We start from the raw sequence: 22109 nt of genomic DNA on the forward strand, positions 1-22109 counted from the left end.
TACAAAGCAGTCGCAAAAAGAAAAAGGCTTGCCGCGGCAAGCCTTTGAAGGGGGGCATCAAGCATTCTGGCGATGAAGTTTTTCCAGTTTCTTCTTGATCCGGTCACGCTTGAGGGTAGACAGGTAATCCACAAACAGCTTGCCGTTGAGGTGGTCGCATTCGTGCTGGATGCACACCGCCAGCAAACCTTCGGCAACCAGTTCGTAAGGCTGGCCGTCGCGGTCCAGGGCCTTGATCCTGACTTTTTGCGGGCGGTCGACGTTTTCATAGAAGCCCGGCACCGAAAGACAGCCTTCCTGGTATTGGTCCATCTCGTCGGTCAGGGTTTCGAACTCGGGGTTGATGAACACCCGGGGCTCGCTGCGGTCTTCGGAAAGGTCCATTACGACGATACGTTTGTGCACGTTGACCTGGGTCGCGGCGAGGCCGATGCCTGGCGCCTCATACATTGTTTCAAACATGTCATCGACCAACTGACGCACTTCGTCGTCCACTACGGCCACCGGTTTGGCGATCGTGCGCAGGCGCGGGTCCGGAAATTCGAGAATGTTCAAAATGGCCATAAGCTTGATAAATGCACGTGTGAGGTAAAGTCGGGTGGCTGGCCTGGCGTGTCTTGGGATGCAGGCTACCGTTGTAAAACGTTGCTCCTCAAATCACGGAGCGAGCCACGGGGGCTCTGGCGTTTTACGCGAACGCACATAATAAAGGGATTCACCGCATGAGGAAATCACTACTCGCCCTGCTGCTTCTGGCCTCGGCCGGTATCGCGCACGGGCAAGTGCAACTTCGGGAAGGTTTTCCCCAGCAATACACGGTGATGACAGGGGATACGCTGTGGGACATCGCCGGCAAATACCTGCGCGAACCGTGGAAATGGCCCGAACTCTGGCAGGCCAACCCACAGATCGAAAACCCCAACCTGATTTATCCCGGCGACACCCTGTCGCTGGTCTACGTCAATGGCCAACCACGGCTGACCCTCAATCGCGGCGCTTCTCGGGGCACCATCAAGCTGTCGCCGCGCATTCGCAGCTCGCCGGTGGCCGACGCGATCCCGAGCATCCCGCTGCAGGCCATCAACAGTTTTTTGCTGAGCAACCGCATCGTCGACGCGGCCGAAGATTTCGACAAGGCGCCCTATATCGTCGCCGGCGATGCCGAACGGGTGCTCAGCGGCACAGGCGACCGGATCTTTGCCCGCGGCTCATTCGACGCGAACCAGTCGGCGTATGGCATCTTCCGGCAGGGCAAGGTCTACACCGATCCCGAAACCAAGGAGTTCCTGGGCATCAACGCTGATGACATCGGCAGCGGTGAAGTCGTTGCCACCGAGGGTGATGTCACCACGCTTGCCTTGCAACGCACCACCCAGGAGGTGCGCCTGGGTGATCGCCTGTTCAGTGGCGAAGAACGCTCGATCAACTCAACGTTCATGCCCAGCGCACCGACGTCGGACATCAACGGGCTGATCCTCGATGTACCCCGCGGCGTCACCCAGATCGGCGCCCTGGATGTGGTCACCCTGAACAAGGGTCGGCGCGACGGGCTGGCCGAGGGCAATGTACTGGCGGTGATGAAGACCGGCGAGACCGTGCGCGATCGAATCACCGGCGAGCAGGTGAAAATTCCCGATGAACGTGCTGGCCTGCTGATGGTTTTTCGCACCTACGACAAGCTCAGCTATGGCTTAGTGTTATACGCCTCGCGCTCGTTGGCGATCCTCGACAAGGTGCGCAATCCATAACGGCTCTCACAAGTTACCAACAGAGTTATCCACAGCTTGTTCCCGTTTCGACGGGGCTTATAACGATCAAGGATGATCCATGCCATTGCCTGAATCTGCTTCGGTTTCCCCTGCGGAACTGGAGGCCCGCCTGCGCCTGCACCGCTTGCCGGAACTGGGGCCCAAACGTTTCATGACCCTGATTGAGGCCTTTGGCTCGGCCTCCAAAGCCATCAGCGCACCGGCCAGCGCCTGGCGAGCGCTGAGGTTGCCGGCGGCATGTGCCGAGGCCCGGCGCAACCCGGATGTGCGTGACGGCGCCGCCCACGCAATGGCTTGGCTTGAGGCTCCGGCCCAGCATTTACTGATGTGGGACCAGCCCGACTACCCCGCGCTGCTGGCGCAGATCAGCGATGCGCCACCGCTGTTGTTCGTCGCCGGCAACGCGACCATTCTGGAAAAACCACAGCTGGCGATGGTCGGCAGCCGCCGGGCATCGCGGCCGGGCATGGACACCGCCGCGGCGTTTTCCCGAAGCCTGGCCAGTGCCGGATTTGTCATTACCAGCGGCCTGGCGCTGGGCATCGACGCGGCGGCCCATCAGGCGGCGCTGGACGTGGGCGGGCAAACAATTGGCGTGCTGGGCACCGGGCTGGAAAACTTTTATCCACAGCGCAATCGTCGGCTGGCGGACGCGATGATCGCCCAAGGCAGCGCGGTGCTGTCGGAGTTCCCGCTGGACGCACCGCCCCACGCCAGCAACTTTCCGCGCCGCAACCGAATCATCAGCGGTCTGTCCCTCGGCGTGCTGGTGGTGGAGGCCAGTGTCGCCAGCGGTTCGCTGATCACCGCACGCTTGGCGGCCGAACAGGGCCGCGAGGTGTACGCCATTCCGGGGTCGATCCATCACCCCGGCGCCCGTGGTTGTCATCAGTTGATCCGCGACGGCGCGGCGCTGGTGGAAACCGTCGAGCACATTCTCGAAGCACTGCGGGGTTGGCAGCAATTGCCGTTGTCCATGGAACCGGCGCCCGTCACCCATCCGTTGTTGCGTTTGCTCCATGCCGCACCGCTTGGCAGCGAAGCGCTGGCCGCTGCCAGCGGCTGGAGCTTGCCCAAAGTACTGGCGGCGCTGACTGAGCTGGAAATGGAGGGACGGGCGGTCTGTGACAATGGGCGCTGGTTTGCGCGCTAGGTTTTATGAGGAAGATCGGTAAACTGCGCACAGCCTTATTTGCGTTGTGGAGAGTCTTTCATGGTCAACAGTTGGCGTGTGCAACAAGCCGCGCGAGAAATTCGCGCCGGGGCGGTGATTGCCTATCCAACCGAAGCGGTCTGGGGCCTGGGCTGCGACCCGTGGAACGAAGACGCGGTGGAGCGCTTGCTGGCGATCAAATCGCGGCTGCCCGACAAGGGTTTGATCCTGGTGGCTGACAATATCCACCAGTTCGACTTTCTGTTCGAAGATTTCCCCGAAACCTGGATGGACCGCATGGCCAGCACCTGGCCGGGGCCCAACACCTGGCTGGTGCCGCACCAGAATCTGCTGCCGGAATGGATCACCGGCGTACACGACACGGTTGCCCTGCGGGTCAGCGATCACCCCACCGTGCGGGATTTGTGCTCACTGGTGGGGCCGCTGGTGTCCACCTCGGCCAACCCCCAGGGCCGCCCGGCGGCGCGCACGCGGATTCGCGTCGAGCAGTATTTCCGCGGGCAGATCGACCTGGTGCTGGGTGGCAACCTGGGTGGGCGCAAGAACCCCAGTGTGATTCGCGACCTGGCGACCGGCAAAGTCGTTCGCCCGGACTGATACCGCGTCATCGTTCATCGCGGGCAAGCCTTGCTCCCACAGGTTGGAGTGGAGCTTGCTCTCACACGTGGGAGTAGGGCCTGCTCTCACAGGTTTTACTCTGTGGGAGCAAGGCTTGCCCGCGATGAGGCCATCAGAAACACCCAGTCATTCAAGGCAAAAGAATAGTCGACCCCGTCGTGCGCCGCGCCGACAATTCGGCCTGGGCCTTGGCCGCTTCCGCCAGTGGGTAACGCTGGTTGATGTCCACCGTGAGTTTGCCGCTGCTGATCATGCCGAACAGCTCATCGGCCATGCGCTGCAGGTTCTCGGCGTTATTGGCGTAGGTCGCCAGGGTCGGGCGGGTGACGTACAGCGAGCCCTTGGCCGCGAGTATCCCGAGGTTCACGCCCTCCACCGCACCGGAGGCATTGCCGAAACTCACCAGCAGGCCACGGGGCGCTACGCAGTCCAGGGAGGTCAACCAAGTGTCCTTGCCAACACCGTCATAGACCACCGGGACTTTCTTGCCGTCGGTCAACTCCAGCACACGCTGTGCGACGTTTTCCTTGCTGTAGTCGATGGTTTCCCAAGCGCCGTGGGATTTGGCGATGGCGGCTTTTTCCGGCGAGCTGACGGTACCGATCAGCTTCACGCCCAAGGCCTTGGCCCATTGGCAGGCCAACGAGCCCACGCCACCGGCGGCAGCATGGAACAGAATGGTTTCGCCACCCTTGAGTTCATAGGTCTGACGCAACAGGTATTGCACAGTCAGGCCTTTGAGCATCACGCCGGCTGCCTGTTCGAAACTGATGGACTCGGGCAAATGCACCAGGTTGGCCTCGGGCAACACATGCAGATCACTGTAGGCCCCCAGCGGACCGCTGCCATAAGCCACCCGGTCACCGACCTTGAACCGCGTGACGTCTGAGCCGACAGCCTCGACCACACCCGCCCCCTCGGCCCCCAGGCCCGACGGCAGTGCCGGTGGCGGGTAAAGACCGCTGCGGTAATAGGTATCGATGAAGTTCAGGCCGATCGCCTTGTTGCTGACCCGCACCTGCTGCGGGCCCGGCTCGGCAGGCTGGTAGCCCACGTACTCGAGCACTTCGGGACCGCCGTGGGAACTGAACTGGATACGTTTGGCCATCTTCTCTTTCTCCTTGCCGTGGACTTTTTACCAAGCCTGCTATCGGACTCCTAAGCTTGACCTTCGTCAACTGTGGCGTAGGCAAGTGCGGTGGTATCCTGTGCGCCCATTTGCCACCGGCCCGCTGCAAGCCGCGAAGCGTAGCCCTGATCAAGGTGATGTCATGACCACTCGCACCGAGGCCGTGAAAGCCTACCTGCTCGACCTGCAAGACCGCATCTGTGCGGCCCTGGAAACCGAAGACGGCGGCACTCGTTTCGTCGAAGATGCCTGGGCACGGCCCGCCGGCGGTGGCGGGCGTACGCGGGTGATTGAAAACGGCACAGTGATTGAAAAGGGCGGCGTCAATTTTTCCCACGTCTTCGGCAGCGGTCTCCCACCCTCGGCCAGCGCCCATCGGCCGGAACTGGCCGGGCGCGGCTTCGAAGCGCTGGGCGTGTCGCTGGTGATCCACCCGCACAATCCCCACGTACCCACCTCCCACGCCAACGTGCGGTTTTTCATCGCGGAAAAGGAAGGCGAAGAACCGGTCTGGTGGTTCGGCGGTGGCTTCGACCTGACACCGTACTACGGCGTGGCAGAAGACTGCGTGCATTGGCACCGCGTTGCCGAGCAGGCCTGTGCCCCATTCGGCCCCGACGTGTATTCGCGCTACAAGGCCTGGTGCGACAGCTATTTCCATATCAAGCATCGTAACGAGCCCCGAGGCATCGGCGGCCTGTTTTTCGATGACCTGAACGAGTGGGATTTCGACACCAGCTTCGCCTTCATGCGCGCCATCGGCGACGCCTACATCGAGGCTTACCTGCCTATCGTGCGCCGGCGCAAGCACGACCCGTTCACGGCCAAACAAAGGGAATTCCAGGAGTTTCGCCGCGGGCGCTACGTGGAGTTCAACCTGGTCTACGACCGCGGCACCCTGTTCGGGCTGCAATCGGGCGGGCGTACCGAGTCGATCCTGATGTCCCTCCCGCCGCAAGTGCGCTGGGGCTATGACTGGAAGGCCGAACCGGGCAGCGAAGAAGCGCGGCTGACCGAGTATTTCCTGCAGGATCGCGATTGGCTGGCGACGGCCTGAACGGAGAACTCCATGGATCGCTACGTTGTAATGGGCAACCCGATCGGCCACAGCAAATCGCCGCTGATCCACCGTCTCTTCGCCGAGCAGACTGGGCAAGCGCTGGACTACAGCACGCTGCTCGCGCCCCTGGACGATTTCGCCGGTTGCGCACGGGAATTCTTCCGCGAGGGTCGTGGGGCGAATGTCACCGTGCCGTTCAAGGAAGACGCCTTCCGCTTGGCCGACAGCCTGACCGAGCGAGCCCAGCGGGCCGGGGCGGTGAACACGCTGAGCAAGCTGGCCGACGGCCGCCTGTTGGGTGACAACACCGACGGTGCCGGGCTGGTACGGGACCTGACCGTCAACGCCGGTTTGAACCTCAAGGGCAAACGCATCCTCTTGCTGGGCGCCGGCGGTGCCGTGCGCGGCGCCTTGGAACCACTGCTGGCCGAAGCGCCGGCCTCGGTGATCATCGCCAACCGCACGGTGGAAAAAGCCGAATTGCTGGCCGAATTGTTCGCGGACCTGGGCCCGGTCTCGGCCAGTGGCTTCGATTGGCTGCAGGAACCGGTGGACCTGATTATCAACGCCACATCGGCGAGCCTGTCCGGGGATGTGCCGCCGATCGCCGCGAGCCTGATCGAACCCGGTATGACGTTCTGCTACGACATGATGTATGGCAAGGAGCCGACGTCATTCTGTCGCTGGGCCAGCGAACAGGGTGCGGCGGTGGCGATGGATGGCTTGGGCATGCTGGCCGAACAGGCGGGTGAAGCGTTCCACCTGTGGCGCGGGGTACGCCCGGACACCGCGCCGGTACTGGCCGAGCTGCGCCGCCAGCTCGCACTTTAAGCGGTTGTGGGAGCAAAGCTTGCTCGCGATGAATTCGGCGCGGTCTCTGGAAAAGCCGTGGTGCCTGCATCGCGAGCAAGCTTTGCTCCCACATAAACCCTCGCCACAAATTGCATTCATCTGAAGCTTTTCAGTCCTCGAAAAGAATCGGGCAGTGCTCCGGCCCTTCCAGCTTCTTCAACTCCTCCACCACATGCGGCCTGGCCCTGCGCAACGTCAGGCTACGCCCCTGGCCCCGCAGGCGCCGGGCTTCCTGGTGGAGCATTTCCACCCCGGAATAATCAATGAAGTTGATCTGCTGCGCATCGATCACCACCCGTTGTGCCTGCAACCGTTGCAGGCGCACTTGCAGGTAGTGGCTGGCACCGAAAAAGATCGAGCCGCCCACCCGCAGGATGTCGGCTTCTCCCTCGTGGGAATGTTGCACCCTCGGCTGCGAGGTGCGCTTGAGGTAGAAAAACAGCGACGCCAGCACACCGGCGTAGATAGCGGTTTGCAGCTCCAGCAGCAGCGTGGCCAGGCAGGTCAGGCCCATCACCACGAATTCGGCGCGGCTCACGCGGTACAGCGACCGGACACCGCGATAGTCCACCAACCCCCAGGCAATCAGCAGAATACTGCCGGCCATGGCCGGAATCGGAATGTGGGAAATCAGCTTCGCACCGGTTACCGCAAACAAGGCCACCCACAGCGCCGAGAACACCCCGGCCAGGGGCGAACAGGCGCCCGCCTCATAGCTGAGGCCGGAACGGGTAAAGGAACCCGCTGACAAGGACCCGGAAAAGAAGCCCCCCACCATATTGGAAAGCCCCTGCGCCCTGACCTCCTGGTTCGCATCCAGCAGTTGCCCGGAACGTACCGATAACGAACGGGCGATGGACAGGCTGGTCACCAACCCAAGCATGCCCACCGCGACGGCGCCGGGCAGCAGGCGCAGAATCAGGTCCAGGTCCAGCGGCAGCGCAGAGAAAGGCGGCAGGTGCCCGGCAAAGGCGCTGACCAACGCGACATGCCCGAACATCCCTGGCCAGAGCCAGACCACCAGGCTGCTGATGACTAAAGTAATCAACAGGCTCGGCCAGCGCGGCAGCAGCCGTTTGAGCACCACGCCCAGCACCAGCGTTCCCAGACCCAGGAACAACGAAGGTTTATCCACAGCCTCGATGTGGCTGATCAACATCAACAACCCTTTCAACGCCGTGGCTTCGTTGGGCAGATCAAGACCCAGCAGGTTGGGCAATTGTCCCAGGGCGATCACCACCGCCGCCCCCAGGGTGAAGCCCAACACCACCGAGTGTGAGACGAAATTCACCAACGCACCGAAACGCAACAGCCCCAGCAACCATTGGAAAACCCCCGCCAGCACCGTCAGCAACAGGATCAAGGTGACGTAGTCCTGGCTGGCCGGCATGGCCAGGGGACTGACGCTGGCATACAGGACAATGGAAATCGCCGCGGTAGGGCCGCAGATCAGGTGCCACGACGATCCCCACAGGCAGGCGATCAACACCGGCACAATCGCCGCATACAAGCCGTACTCTGGCGGTAATCCGGCGATCAGGGCGTAGGCAATGGACTGTGGCAACGCGAGAATCGCGCCGCTCAGGCCGACGATCAGGTCACGGCCGACACTGGCGCGGGTCTGCCGCGGCAGCCAGCTCAGGAATGGAAAGAGTGAATGGCGGGTGGGAAATGCCATGGGGCCTCAAAGACTGGGTTTGGCGCAAGAGTATCAGGCGAGCGACCACCCGTGGCGAGGGAGCTTGCTCCCGCTGGAGCGCGTAGCGCTCCCAAAACCGATCACGCAGAGCTATCTGATACTGCGCCTTCAGGTTTCGGGGCTGCTTCGCAACCCAGCGGGAGCAAGCTCCCTCGCCACAAAAGCCGGCTCACTGGACACAGGCTTTACAGCTTGGCCTTCACCGCCGCCAACGCATCCTTGCCATCCAGGGTCTTCACGCCCTCCAGCCATTTATCCAGCACCGCCGGGTTGGCTTTGATCCAGGCCTTGGCCGCGTCGGCGTTGCTGACTTTGTTGTTCACCACCTCGGCCATGATGCTGTTTTCCATTTCCTGGGTGAAGCTCAGGTTGGTCAACAGCTTGCCGACGTTCGGGCAGGCCTGTGCATAACCCTTGCGCGTCAGGGTATAGACGCTGCCCGTGTCGCCGAAATACTTCTCACCGCCCTTGAGGTAGTGCATTTTCAGCTGCACGTTCATAGGGTGTGGTGTCCAGCCAAGGAAGGTCACGAACTTCTGTTTCTTTACTGCCCGGGCAACTTCCGCGAGCATGGCCTGCTCGCTCGATTCCACCAGTTTCCACTCGCCCATGCCGAAATCATTGGTCTTGATGATTTCCTTCAGGGAGAGGTTGGCCGGGGCGCCTGAACCGATGCCGTAGATCTTCTTGTCGAACTTGTCGGCGAATTTGTTCAGGTCGGCAAAGTTATGCACACCCGCGTCCCAGACATAGTCCGGGACCGCCAGGGTGAATTCGGTGCCGTCCAGGTTCTTGGCCAGTTGGGTGACATCACCATTGGCTACGAACTTGTCGTAGAAACCCTGCTGCGCCGGCATCCAGTTACCCAGAAATACATCAACCTGACCATCCTTGAGGCCGCCGAAGGTGATCGGCACCGCGAGGGTGTCGACCTTGGCCTTGTAGCCCATGCCCTCCAGAAGGAAGCCGGTGATGGCATTGGTCGCAGCGATGTCACTCCAGCCTGGGTCGGCCATTTTCACCGTCTCGCAGCTTTGCTCGGCCCACGCCGAAACACTGCTCAACGCCAACAGCCCGGCGGTCAGTACTGTGGATAACTTTTGCATGTGCTTCCCCTTACGTTATTGGTTTTGGCAGGGTTGTGGATAACGGGCCTTGCGTTCCAGATCATCGAGGTCGATGTGGTTACGCATGTACTGCTGGCTGGCGTCCACCAGCGGCTGGTGATCCCAGCTCTTGAGTTTGCCCAGGGTCAATGCCTGGGCGACGAAACGGCGACGGCGCTGGCTGGCGAGCACCTGTTGATGAATGGCCGGGATATCCCATTTGGCTCGCGCCTCGGCGAGAAAGTCGGCGTACAGGGACTGATGCTCAGCCGATTGACTGAGGTCCTCCAGTTCTTTGGGGTCATTGCGCACATCGAACAGCAGGCACGGATCATCTTCGCTGTAGATGAATTTCCATGGTCCACGACGGATCATCATCAACGGACTGATGGTGCCTTCGGCCATGTATTCACCAAAAACCTCGTCATGCCCGCCCTGCCCCTGCAAATGGGGCACCAGCGAGCGGCCATCCAGTGGCAGTCCGGGCTCCAGCGTGCCACCGGCCAACTCCACCAGGGTCGGCAGCAAGTCGGCAGTGGACACCGCCGCACCGACCCGCCCGCTGGCGAACTGGCCCGGTGCACTGATCAACAGGGGCACACGAGCAGCCATCTCGAACCAGTGCATTTTGTACCAGAGGCCCTTTTCACCGAGCATGTCTCCATGATCGCCGGAGAACACGATGATCGTGTCGTCCATCAAGCCGGTGTCTTCGAGGGTTTGCAGCAACTTGCCGACGTTGCTGTCAATGTAGCTGCACGCACCGAAGTATGCGCGGCGGGCATCACGGATCTTATCCACAGGCAGCGGCTTGTCCCACAGGTCATACACTTTCAGCAGACGCTGGGAATGCGGGTCCAGTTCCGCTTGCCCCGGGGTTTGCGGCAACGGGATGTCCTTGTCGTCATACATATCCCAAAAGGTCTTGGGAATGGTGTACGGGTCGTGTGGGTGGGTCATGGACACCGTCAGGCAAAACGGCTGGTCGCCATCCTCGCGGATGTGGTCGAACAGATACTGCTGGGCCTTGAACACCACTTCTTCGTCAAAATCCAACTGGTTGGTGCGCACGCACGGTCCGGCTTGCAACACCGAGGACATGTTGTGGTACCAGCTTGGCCGCACGTCGGGCTCGTCCCAGTTCACAGACCAGCCGTAATCGGCCGGGTAAATGTCACTGGTCAGGCGTTCTTCATAGCCATGCAACTGGTCCGGCCCGCAAAAGTGCATCTTGCCGGACAGCGCCGTGCGGTAACCCAGGCGCCGCAGATAGTGGGCGTAGGTCGGCACGTCCGCAGGAAAATCCGCCGCGTTATCGTAGGCGCCGATCTTGCTGGGCAACTGGCCGCTCACCAGGGTAAAGCGCGACGGTGCGCAGAGTGGGCTGTTGCAATACGCGGCGTCGAACACCACGCCCTGCTCGGCCAGACGCGACAGGTTCGGCAGCTTGATCGGCGAAGGACCGTAGATCGGCAACATTGGCGCGGCCATTTGATCGGCCATGATGAAAAGAATGTTCTTGCGCTTCATGTATTCGCGGCATTCCATAGTAAACAGTTATGCGAAATTGCTGCGATTGAGCATGTAACTCCCGTCTTTATGGGTAAAGCCCATGTAAGGCAATGACTAGGATAAGCACAGCTTATGTATGAAGCCTTGGGCAACCTGTCCCTCGACCTGTTCCGCGCCTTTGAAGCCGCAGCCCGCCACCGCAGTTTCACGGCGGCGGCGATCGAGCTGGGCACCACGCAACCGGCCATCAGCCAACAAATCAAGCGCCTGGAAGAGCAGCTGGGTACGCGCTTGTTTGATCGCATCTACCGCGGTATCGAACTGACCGAGGCCGGCATGATCCTTTTCGAGCAGGTCCAGGCCGGTTTACAGAATATCGACGCAGGATTGAACGCGATCACCGCCCAGCATCAGCATGAAGTGCTGCAAGTCGCCACAGACTTCGCCTTTGCCGCCTATTGGCTGATGCCACGCTTGCATCGGTTTCATGCGGCCAACCCGCAGGTGGACGTCAGCCTGGTGACCAGCGAACGCAACCACAACATGCTGCGCACGGACATCGACGTTGCGGTGCTGTTTGGCGACGGTCGCTTCAAACAAGGCGAAAGTCGCTGGCTGTTCAGCGAAGAAGTCTTTCCGGTGTGTAGCCCGCTGTTGCTCAAAGAACGCTCCCTGCCCTTGTCGGCTCAAGCCTTGTCAGAATTCCCGCTGCTGCATTTGCGCGGGGAAAACAGTAGCCATTGGTTCGACTGGAGTGGCGTTTTCCGCGAACTGGGCATCACCTCGCCACCGGCGCCCGGGCAATTGCGCTTCGACAACTACACCTTGTTGATCCAGGCGGCGATTGGCGGTCAGGGTGTCGCCATCGGCTGGCGATACCTTGTGGATAACTTACTGGCCCAAGGGCTGCTGTGCCGACCGGTCGCGGAAACGGTGCTGTCGCGGTCAGGGTATTACGTGGTCTTGCCCCAGCGTAAACGGCGCGGAGTGTTGATCAGGCAGTTTGTGGACTGGTTGATGGCGGAGCAGGCCAACAGCGCCGAATCGCTAACGGGTTTGGCATTACCTTCCATTGCGGTTTGAACAGGTCGTAGCCCTGGACAGCGCCTACAGGGCGGCGACAAAACTGACATGCTCGCCCACATGCAGATTCAAGCGCAGCTCATCGGCAATGCCTACGGCTACACGGCCGAGCCGCTCCAGTGATTCGGCCATGCCGGGTTCCAGGCTCGTGCTGACCTGGCTGAAGTGCTCGATGCTCAAGCCGGGCGTTGCGTAGGGTGAGTCAATCAGGGTCCATTGCAACGTGCTGTTGTTCAGGGCGTCGAGGACTTCCTCGGCGGCATGGCGCTGCAATACATCGTCCGCCTGCTCCTCGTCGAGCACGGCGAAATCGCCCACCAGAAACAGCCGGGGAACACTCGCCGCTTCCATCCCGGCGATCAGTGCATCCACGGCCAACACCTGCTCCACGGGACCAGGAATGAGCGTGCGCTCCACATGCTCGCTGTTCATCGGCAACCCCGGGGCGTTCAACAGACACACCACGGCATTGGCACCGGCAACGCTTTGCTTGACCCGCTGGGGATCGTAGAGGTCGCCGGTCTTGGTCCGCAGGCCGGGGCGCGGCGCCAGGGCCGTAAGGTCGTCGAGAACAGCGATGACTTCGTGCTGGCGCCGTAACATTTCAGCCATCAACGCACCGCCAAGGCTACTCATGGCGCCATAGAGCACCACTTTGGTGACCGGGGTTTCGGCATTTTTCATGGCTGTTTTTCCTTTTTTGTCCTGCGTGTAAAGGCTCTGACCCGAGGGAGACGACCTCGGTTCGGCCAGTTTTCGAGGAGCGGCACATGCATCGGATCAAGGGCTACCGCGACCATGCGATCTGGATGGGCGCGGCGCGGCCGTTGGATCCTTCAGTGGTTTGACTTATCGGTGGAGCACAGATTGTCTGTGGGAGCAAAGCTTGCTCCCCTACAAAAACACCATTGTCTGCAACGAAAGGTAGTTGAAAGCTTGCGCGATTAGGATCGCCCCCACTACCGGCAACAGACCGGTCGGCCAGAAGTGAGTTTCGAATGCTCGCCAGGCCCTTTTAACAACAACAATGGTGATTCTGATGTCCGCTGCTACCCGTCCCGTCGCGTCAACTCCCTCCGTCCGTCCCGTGCTCTGCATCCTGCGCTGACCTGTCCGGTTCGCCTTTGCCCGTCGCGCCACGCCTGGAGTATTTCCTATGCTGACTTTCCTTGGCTTTGCCATGGTCATCACGTTCATGTTCCTGATCATGACCAAGCGCCTGTCCGCGCTGATTGCCCTGATCATCATCCCGATCCTGTTCGCCCTGTTCGGTGGTTTTGCTCCCAAGATCGGTCCGATGATGCTCGAAGGCATCACCAAGCTTGCCCCGACCGGGGTGATGCTGATGTTCGCGATTCTTTATTTTGCCCTGATGATCGACTCCGGCCTGTTCGACCCGGCCGTGCGCAAGATCCTCAAGCTGGTCAAGGGCGACCCGTTGAAAGTTTCGGTCGGCACCGCCGTTCTGGCGCTCGTCGTTTCCCTTGATGGTGACGGCGCGACCACTTATATGATTTGCGTGGCGGCGATGCTGCCGCTCTACAGCCGCATCGGCATGAGCCCACGGATCATGGCCGGTTTGATCATTCTGGCCGGTGGCGTGATGAACATGACCCCCTGGGGTGGCCCGACAGCCCGTGCGGCCAGTGCGCTGCATGTCGATCCGTCCGACATCTTCGTGCCGATGATTCCTGCGATGCTGGCCGGCGTTGCAGCGATCCTGGCGATTTCCTACATGTACGGTAAACGCGAGCGCGCCCGTCTGGGTGAATTGCACCTGGCCGGTGATGACATCGACCACAGCGAAATCAGCGTTTCCCAATTCCCGGACGCCCGCCGTCCGAAGCTGATCTGGTTCAACGGTGCGTTGACCCTGGCGCTGATGTGCACGCTGATCGCCGGCCTGCTGCCGCTGCCGGTGCTGTTCATGGTGGCGTTCAGCATCGCGATGATCGTCAACTACCCTTGCCTGCAACAGCAGAAAGACCGCGTTGCAGCGCATGCCGGTAGCGTACTGGCAGTGGTCGGTTTGATTTTCGCGGCGGGTATCTTCACCGGTATCCTGTCCGGCACCGGCATGGTCGACGCCATGTCCAAGAGCCTGCTGGCGGTGATCCCTGACTTCCTCGGCCCTTACCTGGCGGTGATCACCGCGTTGGTGAGCATGCCGTTCACCTTCTTCATGTCGAACGATGCGTTTTATTATGGGGTGCTACCGGTCATGGCCGAAGCGGCCAGCCATTACGGCATCACGGCCGTTGAAATGGCCCGCGCCTCGATCGTTGGCCAGCCCGTCCATCTGCTCAGCCCGCTGGTTCCGTCGACGTACCTGCTGGTGGCCCTGGCCGGAATCGAGTTTGGTGACCATCAACGTTTCACCTTGAAGTGGGCAGTATTGGTTTGCCTGTGCATAATGTTTGCCGCCTTGCTGATGGGGATTTTTCCGCTGTTCAGCACTCTATAAAAGCAATGCCCGTTGCGTCGCCCCTTTCGATCATCGAAGGCGCGGCGCGGCCCAACACTCGCTAAAGGAACTCACATGGAATGGCTGACCAACCCGGAAATCTGGGTTGCCTTCTTTACCCTGACCGCCCTGGAAATTGTCCTGGGCATCGACAACATCATCATGATCTCGATCCTGGTCAGCCGCATGCCCAAGCACATGCAGGCACGCACCCGGATCTTCGGTCTGGCCCTGGCCATGATCACGCGGATCCTGTTGCTGCTGTCCATTACCTGGGTCATGCGCCTGACCGCCGACCTGTTCGAAGTGTTCGGCCAGGGCATTTCCGGGCGGGACCTGATCCTGTTCTTCGGTGGCCTGTTCCTGCTGTGGAAAAGCTCCCAGGAGATGTACCACGCGCTGGAAGGCGAAGATGAAACCGGCGAGACGCCTACGGGCAAGGGCGGCAACTTCATCTACACCATCGTCCAGATCGCGATCATCGACATCGTGTTCTCCCTGGATTCGGTCATCACCGCCGTGGGCATGGTCTCCCATGTCCCGGTGATGGTCGCGGCAATCATCGTGGCTGTGCTGGTGATGATGCTGGCGGCGGGCACCATCAGTGAGTTCATCGATAAGCACCCATCGCTGAAGATGCTGGCGTTGTCGTTCCTGCTGGTGGTGGGTACCGTGCTGATCGCCGAATCGTTCGACGTGCACGTACCAAAAGGCTACGTCTACTTCGCCATGGCCTTCTCCCTGGCGGTCGAAGCGTTCAACATCAAGATGCGCACCGCCATGGCGCGCAAGCGCAAGCAGCAGGATCCGGTGAAACTGCGCAAGGATATGCCGGGTCAGTAAGCGGCAAAGGGCAATGAACGAAGGGGCTTTCGAGCCCCTTTTTCATGCCTGCCGGAAAGCAACCGGATGCAAAACCTGTGGGAGCAAAGCTTGCTCGCGATGACAGAGGCACATTCAACATTGGATGCAAGCTGAATCACTGCTATCGCGAGCAAGCTTTGCTCCCACAGGGACAGTTGCTCCCACAAGATCACTGACACTTCCGATCCATCGGCTTTTTATGACAGTTTTGTTTCAACCCGTCTTTAGCTATGCAATGCTGGCGCTCGAACCGTTGGCCAACTACAGCTTAAGTACAACGAAAAAAAATGTGGCACCGTCAATTGGTCCCTTTGGGACGCTAACAGGGGGCTTCTCATGCTGACCCTGCTGAACTTGCTCTCCGCCGTGGCCCTGCTGATCTGGGGTACGCACATCGTCCGTACCGGCATTTTGCGGGTCTATGGCACGAATCTGCGCCATGTCATTGGCCAAAACATGTCCAAACGCTGGCTGGCGTTCGTCGCCGGCATCATGGTCACTGCCATGGTCCAGAGCAGCAATGCCACGGCCATGCTGGTCACTTCGTTCGTCGGCCAGGGCCTGATGGCACTGACCCCTGCCCTGGCGACCATGCTTGGCGCCGATGTCGGCACGGCGCTGATGGCGCGGGTACTGACCCTGGACCTGTCGTGGTTATCGCCGCTGCTGATTTTCCTCGGGGTGATCTTTTTCCTGTCGCGCAAACAGACCCGCCTGGGGCAAATGGGCCGGGTCGGCATCGGCTTGGGCTTGATCATCCTGGCGCTGCAATTGATTGTCGAAGCCGCCGCGCCCATCACCCAGGCCCAAGGCGTGAAAGTCATCTTTGCCTCGCTGACCGGCGACATCCTGCTCGATGCGCTGGTGGGAGCGCTGTTCGCGATGATCTCCTATTCCAGTCTCGCCGCCGTGCTGCTGACCGCGACACTGGCCGGCGCGGCGGTGATCAGCCTGCCGGTGGCCATCGGCCTGGTGATCGGCGCCAACATCGGCAGCGGCGTGCTGGCCTTTCTCAGCACCAGCATGCAGAACGCCGCCGGCCGCCAGGTGGCGCTGGGCAGCCTGCTGTACAAGCTGATCGGCCTGTTGTTGATTATTCCGGTGCTCGATCCACTCGTAGGCTGGCTGGACGGCCTGGATTTCAGCCACCAGGAAACGGTGATCGGTTTTCACCTGCTCTACAACACCGTGCGCTGCCTGGTGCTGCTGCCCAGCGTCGGGCCGATGGCCAGGCTCTGTGCGTGGCTGCTGCCGGAGCGCCCCGACACCAATGGCACGGCCAAGCCCCGGCACCTGGACCTCACCGCCCTCGCCACGCCGAGCCTGGCCTTGGCGAACGCTGCCCGGGAAACCCTGCGCATCGGCGATCTGATCGAAACCATGCTCGAAGCCATGCTCGACGTACTGCGCGGCGGGCAGACGGCGGTGACCCAACAAGTACGGAGCATGGGCGATGACGTCGAGGCCCTGTGCAGCGCCATCAAACTGTATATGGCCCAAATGCCCCGTGAGGACCTCAGTGAACAGGACAGCCGCCGATGGGCGGAAATCATTGAGCTGGCGATCAACCTGAAGCTGGCCAGCGACCTCATTGAACGCATGTTGCGCAAGGTCCAGCAGCAGAAAACCGCGCAACGTCGGTCCTTTTCCGAAGTGGGCCTGGAAGAGTTGGCGGCGCTGCACAGCCAGTTGATCGCCAATCTGCGGCTGGGATTGTCGGTGTTTCTCAGTGCCGATCCGGAGAGCGCCCGTCAGCTGTTGCGTGAGAAACGTCGCTTTCGAGCGCAAGAAAGACGACTGGCCCACGCACATGTCAGCCGTCTACAGCGAAAAATCGTACAAAGCATCGAAACCAGTTCCCTGCACCTTGAGCTGATCGCCGACATGAAACGCCTCAACTCGCTGTTCTGCGGCAGCGCCTACGTCGTGCTGGAGACATCCGAGACCGGTGCGCTCGCCGTGGATGAAATGTCCGACGTCACCCATTCACCTTGAACGACTGGCGTATTGGTCAGTCAGTAAGATTGGCCTGGGCCTAAACCCTTCGCGCGCAAGCCGGCCCCACGTCGCCATGAACATTCACCTGGCTCGAGGGGGGCCGCGTAATGCCTGCGTCAACGGCCTGCCCGGCACATGGACCTCCAATCAGCCGCCAGGAAGCTCGCTATGCGTTGTCTGTTGCTCGCCGTTCTTTTGCTCGGTTCACTGCCGGTGTTCGCGCTGGATCGATTCCAGGTCGAAGGGTACGTACTGCCCAACGGTATGCAATTGCTGCTCAAGCCGGGCAACGAGCGCGGGCATGTGGCGATCCGCCTGGTGGTGGGCGTAGGGCTGGACGACTTCAGTTGCACCGATAAGGAACTGCCCCACCTGCTTGAGCATTTGCTGTTCAGCGGCGTCGATGACAGCGGCGAAGGCGGGCTGGAAGAGCGCATGCAGGCATTGGGCGGCGAATGGAACGCCTTCACCAGCAACGCCGACACGGCGTTCGTCATCGAGGCACCGGCGCGCAACCAACGTAAGGTCCTGGACCTGTTGATGGCACTGCTGACACGTACTCGCATCGACGACAACGCCCTGCAGGCGGCCAAACGGGTGGTGGAACGCGAGGATGGCGGCCACTACACCCATCTGCAACGCTGGCTCGATCATCAGGACCTGGGCCACAAGGCAGGCAATCAACTGGCAGTGGAATTGGGACTGCGCTGTGCGGAGCGCGCCGAGGTCGGTCACCTCACCCTTGCCAGGATCGAGCAGGCCCGCAAGGCCTGGTATGCACCGAACAACATGACGCTGATCGTGGTCGGCGACCTGGACCGGTTGTTACCGGCCTATCTGGAACGAACCTTCGGTGAACTGGAGCCGGTCGAGCCCAGCGCTCACGCAGCGTTACCGCAGATCCGCTACAGCGCGGTCACCAAGCGCAACCTGATGCGCGGCCTGGTGGGCAACAGCGCCAAGCTTCATTGGCTGTTTCCGGAACCGGTGCTCGAACAACAGCACGACGAAACCTTCGACCTGCTCAAGGACTATCTGGACTGGGCGCTCTATCGCCAACTGCGCCTGGCCCGTAGCCTGTCCTACGGGCCCTGGGTGGAGCGCGAGGTGTTTGGCGGCGTTGGCTTCTTCAGCCTGAACGCGGACCTGGCCCGCGATGACCTGCCCCAGGCCGAGCAGGCGCTGGAGCAAATGCGCACCACCTTGCTCAAGGATGGCCTGGACCCGGAGAGTTTCGTGCGCATCAAACGCGCCGCCATCGCCCATCAGTCCTGGGCGGTTCAAGGCAACAGCGCACTGGCCGATTACTATTGGGGTGCCCTTGGCGATTACGATGACGGCCGCTTCACCAATCCGGCCGTTCGCCTTCAGGCGGTGAGCCTGGAGCAGGCCAACCAAGCCCTGCGTGAATTGCTCAAGGATCCCGGTTACCTGCGTATCGAGAAGCCCTTGCTCGGTGATGATGAGTTCGTATGGGGGGTAGGCGGTTTGCTGGGGCTGTTGCTGCTCGGCTTGGTGACATGGCAGGTACGCCGACGACGTAGGAGCTGAGTAGGAGCTGACGAGTGCAACGAGGCTGCGATCTTTCCCCTGGCAATTGAATCGCAAGCGAAAGATCAAAGATCAAAGGATCAAAAGATCGCAGCCTTCGGCAGCTCCTACAGGCCTCACCACAAGAGTGCTCGTCACATCGAGGTCCTGGCGATACTCTGTCAGGGATATTTCCTACGACTTATTGTGAAACTACCGAATGCAAAACCTGACGGTCTATATCCAGCGCATCCTTGAATTGATGAAGCGCTATCCAGGGGTCATTGCGCTCGGTGGCTTCATCTCCGGGGTCGGCAGTTTCATGCTGGTGGACCGCCAGCAGGGCCTGGCCACCTGGATCGCCATCATCATGCTGGTGAGCTGGCTCTGGCTGATGCTGGAGAATAGCCTGACCCGGCTTTTTACCCGCATCTTCAAACGGGAAATCCCGCAGCCGCTGTTGCGTTACGCCACGCAGATGATTCACCAGGAAAGCCTGTTTTTCGTCCTGCCGTTCTTTTTCATCACCACCACCTGGAACAGCAGCCAAGTGATTTTCACCGGCCTGCTGGCGGCCTCGGCACTGGTCTCGATCATTGATCCGCTGTACTACAAATGGCTGGCGCCCCGGCGCTGGGCGTTCCTGGCACTGCACACCCTGACGCTGTTTGCCGCCCTGCTCACCGCGCTGCCCATCATCCTGCACCTGACCACCGACCAGAGCTTCAAGCTGGCGCTGGGCATTGCCATGCTGTTGTCGTTCCCCAGCCTGGCTTCGATCTTTCCGATCCGCACCGTGCGCAACGCCCTGGCGATTCTGTGCATCACGGTGGGGATCGGCGCCGCCGGGTGGGTGCTGCGCTCCTGGGTGCCGCCGGCAACCTTGTGGATGACCGAGGTGGCGATCAGCACCCAGTTGGAGGACCGCACACCGGGCGCCAGCCTGAAGGAAGTCAGCGCTGAGCAGATCCGCGGCAACGGTCTGTATGCCTACACCGCTATCAACGCGCCCCGAGGCCTTGATGAGCGGATTTATCACGTCTGGCAATTCAACGGCAAAGAAGTGGACCGCATCGCCCTGGACATTCATGGTGGGCGCAAGGAAGGCTATCGCGCCTGGACCCACAAGCAGAACTTCCCGGAAAACCCCACGGGTAAATGGCAGGTGCGGGTGCTGACGGAAAATGGCCAGGTGATTGGTGTCTTGCGCTTCAAGGTCAGCGGTGCAATCGAGCCTGGGGCAAAATAATGCCGGTCGTGCTATTAGCTAGTACTTTTCGAGCCGAACGAGCATGGCGCTTATGACCCCTGACACGCTTGTTGGCAGTGCCCGACTGGATCGGTCTCGCGCCCCGGCGCAGCTATGGATCAGCGGGGACTGGACACTGGCTCACTACACGCAGCTCAAGCGTTTGAGCGACTCGCTGCGCGGCCAGTACGACGACAACACCCTGATCGACCTCAATGGCTTGGGTGCCCTCGACACCGCCGGCGCCTCGTTGCTGGTGGAACTGCTGGGCGCCGAGCGGCTGGGCAAGACCGCCGAGCACCGCGACTGCACTTTGTCGTCCGCCGATCGGGCACTGTTGCAGACGGTCTATTGCTCGCTGACCGACTTCTGCGTGCCGGTCAAAGAGCCGACGGTGAGTGTCGTGACCCAGTTGTTGACACGCATCGGTCGAGCCGTGGACAAGGTCTGGCAAGATACCCTGCAATTGCTGGGCTTTGTCGGCTTGATCCTTGAAACACTGGCCCGGGGCCTGTTTCGCCCGAAACGCTGGCGCATGACCCCAATGGTGGTTCACATCGAACAGACGGGGCTGGACGCAGCCCCTATCGTCGCCCTGCTGACGTTTCTGGTGGGCGCGGTGGTGGCGTTTCTCGGGGCGACGGTGCTGGCCGATTTCGGCGCCAGTATTTTCACCGTGGACCTGGTGGCGTTCTCGTTTCTGCGCGAATTCGGCGTGTTGTTGACTGCGATTCTCATGGCAGGTCGCACCGCCAGCGCCTTCACCGCCCAGATCGGCTCGATGAAGGCCAACGAAGAGATCGACGCGATTCGTACCCTGGGCCTCGATCCCATCGAGTTGCTGGTGGTGCCGCGAGTGCTGGCACTGTTGGTGGCACTGCCGATGCTGACCTTTGTGGCCATGCTCTCGGGCATTGTCGGCGGCGGAGTGGTATGTGCCCTGTCGCTGGATATTTCTCCGGCGATGTTCCTGACGCTATTGCAGTCGGACATCGGCGTCCAGCATTTCGTGGTGGGAATGGTGAAGGCGCCGATCTTTGCCTTCCTGATTGCCGCGGTGGGATGCCTGGAAGGCTTCAAAGTCAGCGGCAGCGCCGAATCTGTCGGGGCTCACACCACCTCGAGCGTGGTGCAATCAATTTTTGTGGTGATCGTGCTTGATGCGGTGGCCGCGCTGTTTTTCATGGAGATGCAATGGTGAGTCGACCTTCCAGGCCGCCCACCGAGGCGGTGATTCAGGTACGTGGTTTGTGCAATCGCTTTGGCCGGCAGAGCGTGCACGAGAACCTCGACCTGGACGTCTACAAGGGCGAGATCCTTGCCGTGGTGGGCGGTTCCGGCAGTGGCAAATCAGTGCTGTTGCGCAGCATTGTCGGCTTGAACCGGCCCAGTGAAGGCTCCGTGCGAGTGTTCGGCCAGGACCTGCCGAGCCTGCCCCAGGCCCAGCGTTCGCAAGTGGAGCGACGCTTTGGGGTGCTGTTTCAAAAAGGCGCGCTGTTTTCTTCGCTGACCGTGACAGAGAATGTCGCCCTGCCCCTGATCGAACACGCCGGGCTCAGCCGGGCCGATGCCGAGCATCTGGCGGCGGTGAAACTGGCGTTGGCCGGGCTGCCGCTATCGGCGGCGGACAAATACCCCGCCTCGCTGTCCGGCGGCATGATCAAGCGTGCAGCCTTGGCCCGGGCGCTGGCCCTGGACCCGGACATCCTGTTTCTCGACGAACCCACCGCCGGCCTCGACCCCATCGGCGCGGCAGCGTTCGACCAATTGATCCTGACGCTTCGCGACGCCTTGGGCTTGAGCGTATTTTTGGTCACCCATGACCTGGACACGCTCTACACCATCACCGACCGGGTGGCGGTGCTGGCCCAGAAAAAAGTGCTGGTGGCCGACGTTATCGACAAAGTGTCGGAAACCGACGATGCGTGGATTCATGAATACTTCCACGGCCCTCGCGGCCGCGCGGCCTTGACGGCCGCGACACAATTGAACGAGGTCTGAC

19 protein-coding genes are annotated in these 22109 nt (G+C 61.0%); 13 read left to right on the forward strand and 6 right to left on the reverse strand.

Annotated features, from left to right (window positions below):
• Positions 1 to 57: 57 nt before the first annotated feature.
• Positions 58 to 564 (reverse strand): peptide deformylase, encoded by a 507-nt coding sequence (def, locus tag AAIS01_RS09050; protein WP_092458005.1) that lies wholly within the window; start codon positions 562 to 564, stop codon positions 58 to 60.
• Between the two features lie 158 nt (positions 565 to 722).
• Here def and AAIS01_RS09055 point away from each other — a divergent pair, with 158 nt between their 5' ends.
• From AAIS01_RS09055 to tsaC, 3 genes are all read left to right on the forward strand, one after another.
• Positions 723 to 1748, forward strand: coding sequence for a LysM peptidoglycan-binding domain-containing protein (locus tag AAIS01_RS09055; RefSeq protein WP_343468698.1), 1026 nt, complete (start codon positions 723 to 725; stop codon positions 1746 to 1748).
• Between the two features lie 79 nt (positions 1749 to 1827).
• On the forward strand, positions 1828 to 2922 hold the full coding sequence (gene dprA, locus AAIS01_RS09060) for a DNA-processing protein DprA (RefSeq protein ID WP_343468699.1): 1095 nt from the start codon (positions 1828 to 1830) through the stop codon (positions 2920 to 2922).
• A 60-nt stretch (positions 2923 to 2982) separates the two neighbouring features.
• Complete coding sequence (gene tsaC / locus AAIS01_RS09065; RefSeq protein ID WP_092399731.1) at positions 2983 to 3540, forward strand: L-threonylcarbamoyladenylate synthase type 1 TsaC; 558 nt, start codon at positions 2983 to 2985, stop codon at positions 3538 to 3540.
• A 151-nt stretch (positions 3541 to 3691) separates the two neighbouring features.
• On the opposite strand, the gene AAIS01_RS09070 is transcribed toward tsaC, so the two are convergent.
• Positions 3692 to 4669: an NADPH:quinone reductase gene (locus AAIS01_RS09070; RefSeq protein WP_343468700.1), complete on the reverse strand. Its 978-nt coding sequence runs from the start codon at positions 4667 to 4669 to the stop codon at positions 3692 to 3694.
• A 163-nt stretch (positions 4670 to 4832) separates the two neighbouring features.
• On the opposite strand from AAIS01_RS09070, the gene hemF reads away from it, so the two are divergent.
• Together hemF and aroE are read left to right on the forward strand one after the other, a co-directional pair.
• Positions 4833 to 5747, forward strand: coding sequence for an oxygen-dependent coproporphyrinogen oxidase (gene hemF, locus AAIS01_RS09075; RefSeq protein WP_214916325.1), 915 nt, complete (start codon positions 4833 to 4835; stop codon positions 5745 to 5747).
• A 12-nt stretch (positions 5748 to 5759) separates the two neighbouring features.
• Positions 5760 to 6581, forward strand: coding sequence for a shikimate dehydrogenase (gene aroE, locus AAIS01_RS09080; RefSeq protein WP_343468701.1), 822 nt, complete (start codon positions 5760 to 5762; stop codon positions 6579 to 6581).
• A gap of 130 nt (positions 6582 to 6711) precedes the next feature.
• Here aroE and AAIS01_RS09085 read toward each other — a convergent pair whose 3' ends face one another.
• The 3 genes from AAIS01_RS09085 to betC form a co-directional block, all read right to left on the reverse strand.
• Positions 6712 to 8280, reverse strand: a complete 1569-nt coding sequence (locus tag AAIS01_RS09085) for a SulP family inorganic anion transporter (protein WP_343468702.1) — start codon at positions 8278 to 8280, stop codon at positions 6712 to 6714.
• 206 nt (positions 8281 to 8486) lie between these two features.
• Complete coding sequence (gene choX / locus AAIS01_RS09090) at positions 8487 to 9407, reverse strand: choline ABC transporter substrate-binding protein (RefSeq protein ID WP_343468703.1); 921 nt, start codon at positions 9405 to 9407, stop codon at positions 8487 to 8489.
• Positions 9408 to 9422: 15 nt separating this feature from the next.
• The gene (gene betC, locus AAIS01_RS09095; RefSeq protein ID WP_343468704.1) at positions 9423 to 10937 is read right to left on the reverse strand and encodes a choline-sulfatase; all 1515 of its coding nucleotides are present in this window, start codon (positions 10935 to 10937) and stop codon (positions 9423 to 9425) included.
• 114 nt (positions 10938 to 11051) lie between these two features.
• On the opposite strand from betC, the gene AAIS01_RS09100 reads away from it, so the two are divergent.
• A complete protein-coding gene (locus AAIS01_RS09100) occupies positions 11052 to 12002 on the forward strand; it encodes a choline sulfate utilization transcriptional regulator (RefSeq protein WP_343468705.1) in 951 nt (316 codons plus the stop codon).
• A gap of 24 nt (positions 12003 to 12026) precedes the next feature.
• Here the strand turns inward: AAIS01_RS09100 and AAIS01_RS09105 are convergent, their stop codons facing one another.
• Complete coding sequence (locus AAIS01_RS09105) at positions 12027 to 12686, reverse strand: NAD(P)-dependent oxidoreductase (protein ID WP_343468706.1); 660 nt, start codon at positions 12684 to 12686, stop codon at positions 12027 to 12029.
• A 472-nt stretch (positions 12687 to 13158) separates the two neighbouring features.
• Between AAIS01_RS09105 and AAIS01_RS09110 the strand changes: the two genes are divergently transcribed.
• The 7 genes from AAIS01_RS09110 to AAIS01_RS09140 all read left to right on the forward strand — a co-directional run bounded on the left by AAIS01_RS09110 (position 13159) and on the right by AAIS01_RS09140 (position 22108).
• A complete protein-coding gene (locus AAIS01_RS09110) occupies positions 13159 to 14466 on the forward strand; it encodes a CitMHS family transporter (protein WP_186653447.1) in 1308 nt (435 codons plus the stop codon).
• Between the two features lie 75 nt (positions 14467 to 14541).
• Entirely contained in the window at positions 14542 to 15309 is a 768-nt protein-coding gene (locus tag AAIS01_RS09115) for a TerC family protein (protein ID WP_343468707.1), read from the forward strand.
• Positions 15310 to 15666: 357 nt separating this feature from the next.
• Positions 15667 to 17325, forward strand: coding sequence for a Na/Pi cotransporter family protein (locus AAIS01_RS09120; RefSeq protein ID WP_343468708.1), 1659 nt, complete (start codon positions 15667 to 15669; stop codon positions 17323 to 17325).
• Positions 17326 to 17496: 171 nt separating this feature from the next.
• The gene (locus tag AAIS01_RS09125) at positions 17497 to 18879 is read left to right on the forward strand and encodes a M16 family metallopeptidase (RefSeq protein WP_343468709.1); all 1383 of its coding nucleotides are present in this window, start codon (positions 17497 to 17499) and stop codon (positions 18877 to 18879) included.
• Between the two features lie 199 nt (positions 18880 to 19078).
• Positions 19079 to 20107: a DUF5924 family protein gene (locus AAIS01_RS09130; RefSeq protein ID WP_343468710.1), complete on the forward strand. Its 1029-nt coding sequence runs from the start codon at positions 19079 to 19081 to the stop codon at positions 20105 to 20107.
• A gap of 52 nt (positions 20108 to 20159) precedes the next feature.
• Positions 20160 to 21308, forward strand: a complete 1149-nt coding sequence (locus AAIS01_RS09135; RefSeq protein ID WP_343468711.1) for an ABC transporter permease — start codon at positions 20160 to 20162, stop codon at positions 21306 to 21308.
• Positions 21302 to 22108 (forward strand): ABC transporter ATP-binding protein, encoded by an 807-nt coding sequence (locus AAIS01_RS09140; RefSeq protein WP_343468712.1) that lies wholly within the window; start codon positions 21302 to 21304, stop codon positions 22106 to 22108. Before AAIS01_RS09135 ends, AAIS01_RS09140 begins: the two co-directional genes overlap by 7 nt.
• Position 22109: the final 1 nt, after the last annotated feature.

Origin of the sequence: Pseudomonas halotolerans (assembly GCF_039581215.1) — a bacterium.
GTDB lineage: Bacteria > Pseudomonadota > Gammaproteobacteria > Pseudomonadales > Pseudomonadaceae > Aquipseudomonas > Aquipseudomonas tehranensis.

Bases quoted from the DNA above. Each gene is read 5' to 3' on its own strand.
- def (WP_092458005.1), bottom strand. From the start codon at position 564: ATGGCCATTTTGAACATTCTCGAATTTCCGGACCCGCGCCTGCGCACG.
- AAIS01_RS09055 (WP_343468698.1), top strand. From the start codon at position 723: ATGAGGAAATCACTACTCGCCCTGCTGCTTCTGGCCTCGGCCGGTATC.
- dprA (WP_343468699.1), top strand. From the start codon at position 1,828: ATGCCATTGCCTGAATCTGCTTCGGTTTCCCCTGCGGAACTGGAGGCC.
- tsaC (WP_092399731.1), top strand. From the start codon at position 2,983: ATGGTCAACAGTTGGCGTGTGCAACAAGCCGCGCGAGAAATTCGCGCC.
- AAIS01_RS09070 (WP_343468700.1), bottom strand. From the start codon at position 4,669: ATGGCCAAACGTATCCAGTTCAGTTCCCACGGCGGTCCCGAAGTGCTC.
- hemF (WP_214916325.1), top strand. From the start codon at position 4,833: ATGACCACTCGCACCGAGGCCGTGAAAGCCTACCTGCTCGACCTGCAA.
- aroE (WP_343468701.1), top strand. From the start codon at position 5,760: ATGGATCGCTACGTTGTAATGGGCAACCCGATCGGCCACAGCAAATCG.
- AAIS01_RS09085 (WP_343468702.1), bottom strand. From the start codon at position 8,280: ATGGCATTTCCCACCCGCCATTCACTCTTTCCATTCCTGAGCTGGCTG.
- choX (WP_343468703.1), bottom strand. From the start codon at position 9,407: ATGCAAAAGTTATCCACAGTACTGACCGCCGGGCTGTTGGCGTTGAGC.
- betC (WP_343468704.1), bottom strand. From the start codon at position 10,937: ATGAAGCGCAAGAACATTCTTTTCATCATGGCCGATCAAATGGCCGCG.
- AAIS01_RS09100 (WP_343468705.1), top strand. From the start codon at position 11,052: ATGTATGAAGCCTTGGGCAACCTGTCCCTCGACCTGTTCCGCGCCTTT.
- AAIS01_RS09105 (WP_343468706.1), bottom strand. From the start codon at position 12,686: ATGAAAAATGCCGAAACCCCGGTCACCAAAGTGGTGCTCTATGGCGCC.
- AAIS01_RS09110 (WP_186653447.1), top strand. From the start codon at position 13,159: ATGCTGACTTTCCTTGGCTTTGCCATGGTCATCACGTTCATGTTCCTG.
- AAIS01_RS09115 (WP_343468707.1), top strand. From the start codon at position 14,542: ATGGAATGGCTGACCAACCCGGAAATCTGGGTTGCCTTCTTTACCCTG.
- AAIS01_RS09120 (WP_343468708.1), top strand. From the start codon at position 15,667: ATGCTGACCCTGCTGAACTTGCTCTCCGCCGTGGCCCTGCTGATCTGG.
- AAIS01_RS09125 (WP_343468709.1), top strand. From the start codon at position 17,497: ATGCGTTGTCTGTTGCTCGCCGTTCTTTTGCTCGGTTCACTGCCGGTG.
- AAIS01_RS09130 (WP_343468710.1), top strand. From the start codon at position 19,079: ATGCAAAACCTGACGGTCTATATCCAGCGCATCCTTGAATTGATGAAG.
- AAIS01_RS09135 (WP_343468711.1), top strand. From the start codon at position 20,160: ATGACCCCTGACACGCTTGTTGGCAGTGCCCGACTGGATCGGTCTCGC.
- AAIS01_RS09140 (WP_343468712.1), top strand. From the start codon at position 21,302: ATGGTGAGTCGACCTTCCAGGCCGCCCACCGAGGCGGTGATTCAGGTA.